This is a genomic window from Streptomyces cinnamoneus, from assembly GCF_014650495.1.
Classification (GTDB): Bacteria; Actinomycetota; Actinomycetes; order Streptomycetales; family Streptomycetaceae; genus Streptomyces; species Streptomyces cinnamoneus.
This window is the reverse complement of the sequence record NZ_BMVB01000041.1, coordinates 19,694-27,150: the sequence shown is the minus strand read 5'-3', so window position 1 is coordinate 27,150 and position 7,457 is coordinate 19,694. Positions and strand designations below refer to the sequence as shown.

Genomic DNA, 7,457 nt, shown 5'->3' with positions numbered 1-7,457 from the left:
GACGCACCATGACGGACTCCTGCCCGGGAGAACGGCTGATCCACCACACGGGCAAGAGCCATCAGACACTGCCTAGTCGCTCGAACATCTTGCCGTAGTCGGCGATGGTGTTTCCATCCCCGAAGAAGTCCGCGGTGGTCGGGCCCTCCCGGTACAAGGTGTCCAGCTCCGGGGTCGAACCGCCATAGAGGATGAAGGACCCGCTGTGCGCGGAGTAAGGCCCCATCTCAAAGGGGAAGATCTGCAAGGTCACATGCGGTAGGCGCGCGATCTCGATAAGCCTCAGCAGCTGCACGCGCATGGTCTTCGCATCTCCGACCAGCATGCGAAGCCCCGACTCCGGGATGATGGCGTGGTAGCTCCGCAGACCCCGCAGGACTCGTTGCCGATCCAGCCTGAACTGCACCCATCGCTCCAGGTACGGGTGATCACCCTCAATGCTCGACATCACAGCGCGGGCATAGTTATCGGTCTGGAGCATGCCCGGGATGACCGATGCCTCATGGGCCCGAATGCTGGTGGAACGCGATTCCAGTTCCGCCAGGTCGAGAGCCCTGCGCCCCAAGACATCCCTGTAGTCATCCCACCAGCCCTTGCCTGATTCCTGGGCCATCGCCATGAGCGCATCGAAGTACGGGCCCGGCTGACAGTCGTACGCACGCAGCAACATGTAGAGCCGGTTCCTCGACACATCGAGACGCCCGACTTCGATGTTGCTGATGCGCGCACGGTCGGCCTCCAGCAGGGCAGCCGCCTGATCGCTCGAAATGCGGGACCTGGTACGGAGTTTGCGCAGCTCGGCCCCGAGCCGACGCTGCCGCTCGCTCGGCTGCTTCCTGGGCGCCATCCATAACCTCCTCGTCGCTGTGGGCAGTCTGCCGAGGCCGCATCGGACCGATCCATTCCAACCGTTCCCGCATCACCCACAAGGGTCAACCACCATGCGAATCATTGCTAGTTGGGAAGACATCTCACTACCGTCGGGATCACGGAAGTGCACTCGTGTCAACGGCCGTTGGCCCGGGCAACGCCACCACGCGCCCCTCTCCCCCCACCCCAGGAGCCACCCATGACACCCCGCCCCGACTGCTCCCTCGTCTTCCCACCCCACCCCGCATGGGTCCGCACCGCCCGCGAAGCCGTGCGCACCATGCTGACGGCGGCGCGCCGTACCGACCTCGCCGAAACGGCCGTCGCGCTCACCTCCGAGGCCGTCACCAACGCGGTCAACGCCTGCCTCGCAAAGGGCTGCAGGACACCCGTGACGCTCTCCGCGGAGTGGGCGGGGCCGGGGAACCTGCGGGTGCTCGTGCACGACGGGGCGGCGGGGCTGCCCGTCCGGCGGGGCATGGCCTCCCTCGACGCCGAGTCCGGCCGCGGGCTGATGCTGATCGAACGCGGCGCCGACGCGTGGGGCGTCTGCACCCACGGCCCGGGGCGCGGCAAGGCCACGTGGTTCGTGGTGGGCGCACCACCGGTGCGGGCGCCGAGGTCGCCTGTCGGGTGCGCCGACTGCACCCGCCTGGAGACGGCACGGCGCGAGGCCGTGAGCGGCGGCGACCGTCGCCGGATCGACGACGCGAACGTCGCCGTGCGCAGTCACTTCCGTGACGTCCACCTGCTGCCGGCGCGCACATGCTGACCGGCACGGCAATCGGCGCCCCCGGGCAGCGGCCCGCGGACAACTGCCCGCACCTCGACGGCTGGACCCACGCCGCCGGGGAGTCCCGCTGCGGCCGCTGCGGCACCCGGCGCTTCACCGACTACCGCGCCGTACGCCCCCATGGCCTGCCCCGGACCATCACCCCCTCCGCCCGCGACCGGGCAGCCGCCGACCGGGCAGCCGCCCGGAACGTGGCGTTGAAAGTGGCAACCGGCACCCGCTGGACCAGACGGCACACTGGTTCGTGACTCCCCGAGGGACCGCACGCGGCGGCGGCGCAGTGCGACTGCGCCGCTGCGCGGCTTGGGGGCCGAAGGGGCCGGGCTCCGCCCTCCTGGGGATCGCCCACTGCGCGGCCGCAGGAGCACCCGGCCCGTCAAGGCACCCGACCGGGTTGCCGAAGCGGCACCGCCCCCTCGCCGGGCAACCCCCTCCGCCCCGCGCAGCGGGCGGCCCCCAGGGGCGCAGCCTCTGCCCCCTCCGCCCGCCCAGCCGCGCAGCGGTGCAGCCACACTCCGCCACCGGACCGCACCGCGCAGCGCAGCGGAGCAGCCCCCGCTCGTACCACCGCACGACCAGCCTTGGGGACCAGCGGTACAGCGGGTCGCGGTCAGCGGCCGTGCTGCTCCGCCCGCCTCCGTGACGGCTGCCGAACCCCGCCGGTCTGGGCGAGGAAGCTGCGGACGACATGCATCGGGGCGCCCAGGGCCCGGCCCATCGAGTTGAACGACTCACCCTCCCGCCACCGCCGCCAGATCTCGTCCTGCTGGGCCACCACGTCTTCGCCGCCCTGGCGGAGTTCATCCGGGAACTCATCGTCTCCGGCACCCGTGAGGGCCTGGCCGCACCCGCGCCCGCGGCAAGGTCGGCGTCCGGCCCACCGTGGTCGACGAGAAGATCCTGAACATGGCCCGGGACCTGCTGCCCAACCCCGAGCACTCCATCACCGCCATCGCCAAGGTGCTCGGCGTCTCTCCGGGCACGCTCTACAACCACATCCCGGACCTGCGTGAGCTGCGGGCCAGCCGCATCCCCGCCCAGCTCGAAGGTGGCAACCGGTGATCCCCGGCTACCACCGAGCCAAGGGAGGCGCCCCGCAACTGGGCGCGAAGCCGGGCAAGGAGGGCCCGTTCGGGCCGTACGGCGATGATGGCCCGCCCTGTACGGCGAGTGAGCCGTCAGGCGAGGACACCGACGCGGGCAGCGAGAGCGCGTAGTTCGGTGGTCGTCCGCCCGGAGACCAGTAGCCCGGAGACCAAGGACTTCACCGCCGGACGGGCGTGTGTCTCTTCCGGGGCGTGGTGCTCGGCGGCCAGAAGTGCGTGGATGCAGTCGCCCCGGCGACCCGAGCGGGCGAAGGCGGTGGCAACGTCGGTGTAATAGCGGGCCCGCCGCTCGGTGCTCGGCAGGCTCCCGGGCGCCACCGCCCTGGCCGCCGCGAGTGCGGCGGAGGGGTCGCCGGCGGAGTTCTCGGCAGAGACCAGGTGGAGCTGGACGGTCGTGGGGCTGAAGCCGCCGCCGTGGTCCCGCAGCACGGCGGCCGGGCCAAGCTCCCGGGCGATGGCGGCGGCCTCGCCGGTCAGCTCCCGCATCCCGGCCGCATCGCCGGTCTTCGCGGCGGTGTAGGCAGCGGACTGGATCAGCAGGCCCCGCTGGGCCGCCAGTGCCGGTTGCCCGCCGCGAAGGGCGGGGTGATCGGCCGCCGTCAGGGCGATGGACAGCGCCTGATCATGCCAGTCGGCCTTGCGGGCGAGGACCGCGAGCTGCCGCGCTGCCTCCGCGACCAGGAGGGGCTCGCCGACGGCTTCGGCGGCCTGGCGGGCGCGGTCGGCGGCCATCCAGCCGAGCTGCTGCTCGTCCAGCTTGATCAGCATGCGCGTGGCCAGCAGATAGCTGTGGGCCAGCAGCCCGTCGTCCCCAGCGCCTCCGGCCCGGGCGTGGACCGCGCAGATCAGCCGGGGCAGCCGTACGGCCAGGCTCTCGTAGGCGCAGGCGTGGAAGTCGGCGAAAGCGCGGGCCAGGTCGGCGTGCAGGACCGCCGCGGGCGGCACGGTGACGTCGGCATGCAGTCCGAGCATGGCGTCCCGCACGCGCGCGACCAGGACCTCGCCGACGGCGGCGTCCTCGCCGGGTGTCTTGCCGGTGGGCAGGAGGGGGGCGCCGACGGCTGCGGCGGCCGTGACCGCGAGGTTCGCGAGTAACTTCCTGCGCCGCACCGGGTCCTCCCCGTCTTCTCGACGAGCCGTCCCCGCCACCCTAGGACGTGGCAGGAGCGGGTAGGCGGCGGTTGGCCCGATCACCCGTCCGTGGCGGACTTCGGTCGGGGCGGTCAGTCCCAGGGCCTGCGGCGGGATGCCCAGGGCGTCGGCGAAGCGCCGCAGCACGGTGACGTCGGTCAGCGGCGAGACGCCGCGCTCGTAACGGGAGACCTGGGCCGCAGAGTAGCCGGTCAGCTCTCCGAGCTGGGCCAGGGTCAGACCCTGCTTCTTGCGCGCCTGCCGGACCAGTTCCCCGGGGCTGCCGTCCACCAACGGTGCCGGCTGTGATCTGACCGCGTCCATATCCGTCCCCCGCTCGCCGGGAGTGCGCCGCCGCACACCGTACTCGCAGGCGCCGCGCCCGGGCAGGGGCATTGCACGGGATGCAAACGGCTTTGCGGCTCACGCCAACGCCCCTGCCGCCACCGCTCTGGTCGCGGTGTCCTCGAAGGGCGGGCGGCCCGGACGGCGGGCCCGCCGCCGCGCATCCGAAGGGGGATGTGAGCGATGAACGTACCCAAGAGGGCCGCGATGGTGGGGCTCGGCGGTCAGGCCACCAGCGACCACCTGCCCGGCCTCGCCCAGTGCCACCTCGCCGAGCTCGCCGGGGTCTGCGACGTCGACGCCGGCCGGGTCGCCGCGGCGGCCGCCACGCACCAGGTGCCCGGCTTCGCCACCGTCGAACATCTGCTGGAGGCGGTGCGGCCGGACTTCGTCATCGCCGCGGTACCGCACCACGCCGGGCAGCAGGTCGTCGCCGCGTGCGCCGAGGCGGGGGTGCACGTGCTGAAGGAGAAGCCGTTCGCCACCGACCCTCACGAGGCGGCAGAGCTGGCCGCGTTGTGCGACAAAGCCGGGATCGAGCTGATGGTCACCGTCCAGCGCCGCTTCCACCCCGTCTACGCCGCCGCCCTCCAGCTGCTGGAGCGGATCGGTGCCCCGTACCTGGTCGAGGGCCGCTACTCCTTCCACTGCCCGGACCCGGCCGCCGGGTGGCGCGGCCGCGCGAGGCTCGCGGGCGGCGGGTGCCTGGCGGACATGGGCTACCACCTGATCGACCTGCTGATCTGGTACCTCGGGCTGCCCGACCGTGTCCTCGCGGACACCTCGGCCGCCGCGGCGCCGGGCGCCGAGTACGACGCGGAGGACACCGCCCTGGTCCACCTCGCCTACGACTCCGGCCTGTACGGCTCGCTGCTGGTCTCCCGCTCCGCCGGCCCGAAGACCGAGCGCCTGGCTGTCACCGGGCCGCACGGCGCGCTCGTCGTCGAGCGCGGAACCGTCCGCCTCCTCGACCCCGGCGGGCAGACGGTCGAGGCGCTGCTGCGCGAACCGGCCTGGCCCTGCTCGCCCGCCGTGCAGATCGACCGCTTCTGCCGCGTCCTGGACGGCACCGCCCCCAACCCTTCCGGCCCGGACGCCCACCTGCCGCACACCGCGTTCCTGGCCGCCGCCTACGCCTCCGCCACCACCAACCGCCCCGCCGACCCGAAGGAGTTCCTGGCATGAACGACTCCCTGCTCGCCCTGCTCGGCGGCCAGCCGGTCGTGACGGCACCGGGCCCGCATTTCGTGTGGCCGCCGATCGAGGACGCCGACCGGCGCGCGGTCGCCGCCCAGCTGGAGACGGCCGTCTCGATCCCTGACCGCTCCGGCGTCGTCGCGGATCTGGAGGACGCGCTCGCCTCTTACCTCGGAGTCCAGCACGTGGTGACCACGTGCACGGGGACGGCCGCCCTGCACTCGATGTACGCCGCGGCCGGGGTAGGGCCCGGCGACGAGGTCATCGTCCCGGCCCTGACCTTCCACGCCACCGCCACCCCGCTCTTCCACCTCGGCGCCCACCCCGTTCTCGCCGACGTCGACGACCACGGCCAGCTCGACCTCGACGACGCCGCCCGGCGCATCACCGCCCGGACGAAGGCGGTCGTCGCGGTGCACCTGTGGGGGCTGCCCGAGGACATGGACGCGCTGGTGTCCTTCGCCGACGAGCACGAGCTGATGCTGCTGGAGGACGGCTCCCACGCCCACGGCGCCACCTGGAACCACCAGATGACCGGCATCTTCGGCACCGCGTCCGCGTTCAGCCTCAACGGCCCCAAGCCGCTCTCGGCCGGCGAGGGCGGGTTCGTCGCCACCGACGACACCGAGCTGTACTACCGCGTCCTGCTGCACGGCCAGTACAACAAGCGGTGCCGCCGGGAAATCCCCGCCGACCACTCGCTCGCGCGCTTCGCGGTGACCGGCACGGGCCTCAAACTGCGCATCCACCCTCTCGCCGCCGCGCTCGCCCGCGCCCAGCTCACCCGCCTCGACCATCACCTGACCGGGCGCCAGGAGATCGCAGCCCGGATGTGCGCCGCCCTGGAAAGCGTGCCGGGCATCCGGGCGCCGCACGTGCCGCTCTCCGCCCGGCCGTCCTGGTACGCGCTGCCGCTGCGGTACGAGTCGGCCGAGCTCGGAGGGTTGCCGCTGGAGCGGTTCCTCGACGCCGTACGTGCCGAAGGCGCCACCGAGGCCGACCAGCCGGGTTCGACCTGCCCCCTGGGCACTCATCCGCTGTTCCAGGCCCCCGGGGCCCTGCTGCCTGGCTACGCTGACCGCCAGGGCCCCGCCGCCGACGACTTCCCGGCGGCCGAGCACGTGCACGCCACCACCTTCAAGCTGCCGGTCTGGCACCGCGAGGAGGACGTCCGCCTCGCCGACGCCTACACCGCGGCCATCACCAAAGTCGCCTCCCATGCGAAGGACCTGCTGTGAGTAGCCCGTCTCCCCTCGACACCGCTCTCCTCGACGACCTGACCCGCGCTGCCGAACACGACGGCATCACCAAGACCGTCGTCGGCGCTGTCATCCCCGACGCCGACGGCAAGGTCCTGCTGCTGCACCGGCCGGCCGACGACTACCTTGGCGGGCTATGGGAGCTGCCCTCCGGCGGGGTCGACGACGGCGAGACCCTCGTCGAGGCGCTGCGGCGGGAGGTCGCTGAGGAGACCGGGCTGACGGTCACGGCCGTCGGTGGCTACCTCGGGCACTTCGACTACCTATCCGGCAGCGGCCACACCACCCGCCAGTTCAACTTCACCACCACCGTCACGGGCGAAACGGTCACGCTCACCGAACACGACGCGCACCTGTGGGCCGACCGCGCCCAGCAGAACCAGGTCTCCAACGCCGTCCAGGCCGTCCTCGACACCTGGCGCGACCAGGCACTCTGACCGGCTCCCGAGCCCAACCGGACGCGAGCGCCGTGCGCTGCCCCGTGTGCGGCCACCGCTTCCTGCCAGGCCGCGGACACCGCCGCGACACCGTCTTCGACCGGCCGGCTTGCCGCATCGCCGCACACTGCGCGCGCCGGTCCGGCAAGCCCCTGTGCGAAGGCGTCACACCGAACTCGCCGGCACAGACCGCCGTAAGCCCTGCTGACACCGCCACGCGGCGGACCGTAGCCACTCCTCGCCGACCATCGGCGATCTTCACGCGAACGCCTACGCGATTCAAGGCCCACGACGAAGGCCCCCGCCAATCAAAGGCGGG

At 72.6% G+C, this 7,457-nt stretch carries 9 protein-coding genes; 6 read left to right on the top strand and 3 right to left on the bottom strand.

The window, feature by feature from the left end:
- Positions 1-61: 61 nt before the first annotated feature.
- Positions 62-847, bottom strand: a complete 786-nt coding sequence (locus IE182_RS30385) for a helix-turn-helix domain-containing protein (protein WP_190113203.1) — start codon at positions 845-847, stop codon at positions 62-64.
- 222 nt (positions 848-1,069) lie between these two features.
- Between IE182_RS30385 and IE182_RS30380 the strand changes: the two genes are divergently transcribed.
- Complete coding sequence (locus tag IE182_RS30380) at positions 1,070-1,642, top strand: ATP-binding protein (RefSeq protein ID WP_190113202.1); 573 nt, start codon at positions 1,070-1,072, stop codon at positions 1,640-1,642.
- Entirely contained in the window at positions 1,636-1,911 is a 276-nt protein-coding gene (locus IE182_RS30375) for a DUF6255 family natural product biosynthesis protein (RefSeq protein ID WP_190113201.1), read from the top strand. Before IE182_RS30380 ends, IE182_RS30375 begins: the two co-directional genes overlap by 7 nt.
- Positions 1,912-2,273: 362 nt before the next feature.
- Here the strand turns inward: IE182_RS30375 and IE182_RS32340 are convergent, their stop codons facing one another.
- On the bottom strand, positions 2,274-2,441 hold the full coding sequence (locus tag IE182_RS32340; RefSeq protein WP_229845258.1) for a hypothetical protein: 168 nt from the start codon (positions 2,439-2,441) through the stop codon (positions 2,274-2,276).
- Positions 2,442-2,545: 104 nt separating this feature from the next.
- On the opposite strand from IE182_RS32340, the gene IE182_RS32335 reads away from it, so the two are divergent.
- Entirely contained in the window at positions 2,546-2,725 is a 180-nt protein-coding gene (locus IE182_RS32335) for a winged helix-turn-helix transcriptional regulator (protein WP_229845257.1), read from the top strand.
- 116 nt (positions 2,726-2,841) lie between these two features.
- On the opposite strand, the gene IE182_RS30365 is transcribed toward IE182_RS32335, so the two are convergent.
- The gene (locus IE182_RS30365; protein WP_190113200.1) at positions 2,842-4,224 is read right to left on the bottom strand and encodes a helix-turn-helix domain-containing protein; all 1,383 of its coding nucleotides are present in this window, start codon (positions 4,222-4,224) and stop codon (positions 2,842-2,844) included.
- Positions 4,225-4,428: 204 nt separating this feature from the next.
- Between IE182_RS30365 and IE182_RS30360 the strand changes: the two genes are divergently transcribed.
- From IE182_RS30360 to IE182_RS30350, 3 genes are read left to right on the top strand one after another with little or no spacing between them, the layout of a single operon-like run.
- Positions 4,429-5,430 carry a Gfo/Idh/MocA family protein gene (locus IE182_RS30360; RefSeq protein ID WP_229845256.1) on the top strand — a complete coding sequence of 334 codons (1,002 nt, stop codon included), beginning with the start codon at positions 4,429-4,431 and terminating at the stop codon, positions 5,428-5,430.
- The gene (locus IE182_RS30355) at positions 5,427-6,680 is read left to right on the top strand and encodes a DegT/DnrJ/EryC1/StrS family aminotransferase (protein WP_190113199.1); all 1,254 of its coding nucleotides are present in this window, start codon (positions 5,427-5,429) and stop codon (positions 6,678-6,680) included. Before IE182_RS30360 ends, IE182_RS30355 begins: the two co-directional genes overlap by 4 nt.
- Positions 6,677-7,138, top strand: a complete 462-nt coding sequence (locus IE182_RS30350) for an NUDIX hydrolase (protein ID WP_190113198.1) — start codon at positions 6,677-6,679, stop codon at positions 7,136-7,138. The genes IE182_RS30355 and IE182_RS30350 overlap by 4 nt, the downstream gene beginning before the upstream one ends.
- Positions 7,139-7,457: the final 319 nt, after the last annotated feature.

Bases quoted from the DNA above. Each gene is read 5' to 3' on its own strand.
- IE182_RS30360 (WP_229845256.1), top strand. From the start codon at position 4,429: ATGAACGTACCCAAGAGGGCCGCGATGGTGGGGCTCGGCGGTCAGGCC.
- IE182_RS30365 (WP_190113200.1), bottom strand. From the start codon at position 4,224: ATGGACGCGGTCAGATCACAGCCGGCACCGTTGGTGGACGGCAGCCCC.
- IE182_RS30380 (WP_190113202.1), top strand. From the start codon at position 1,070: ATGACACCCCGCCCCGACTGCTCCCTCGTCTTCCCACCCCACCCCGCA.
- IE182_RS30385 (WP_190113203.1), bottom strand. From the start codon at position 847: ATGGCGCCCAGGAAGCAGCCGAGCGAGCGGCAGCGTCGGCTCGGGGCC.
- IE182_RS30355 (WP_190113199.1), top strand. From the start codon at position 5,427: ATGAACGACTCCCTGCTCGCCCTGCTCGGCGGCCAGCCGGTCGTGACG.
- IE182_RS30375 (WP_190113201.1), top strand. From the start codon at position 1,636: ATGCTGACCGGCACGGCAATCGGCGCCCCCGGGCAGCGGCCCGCGGAC.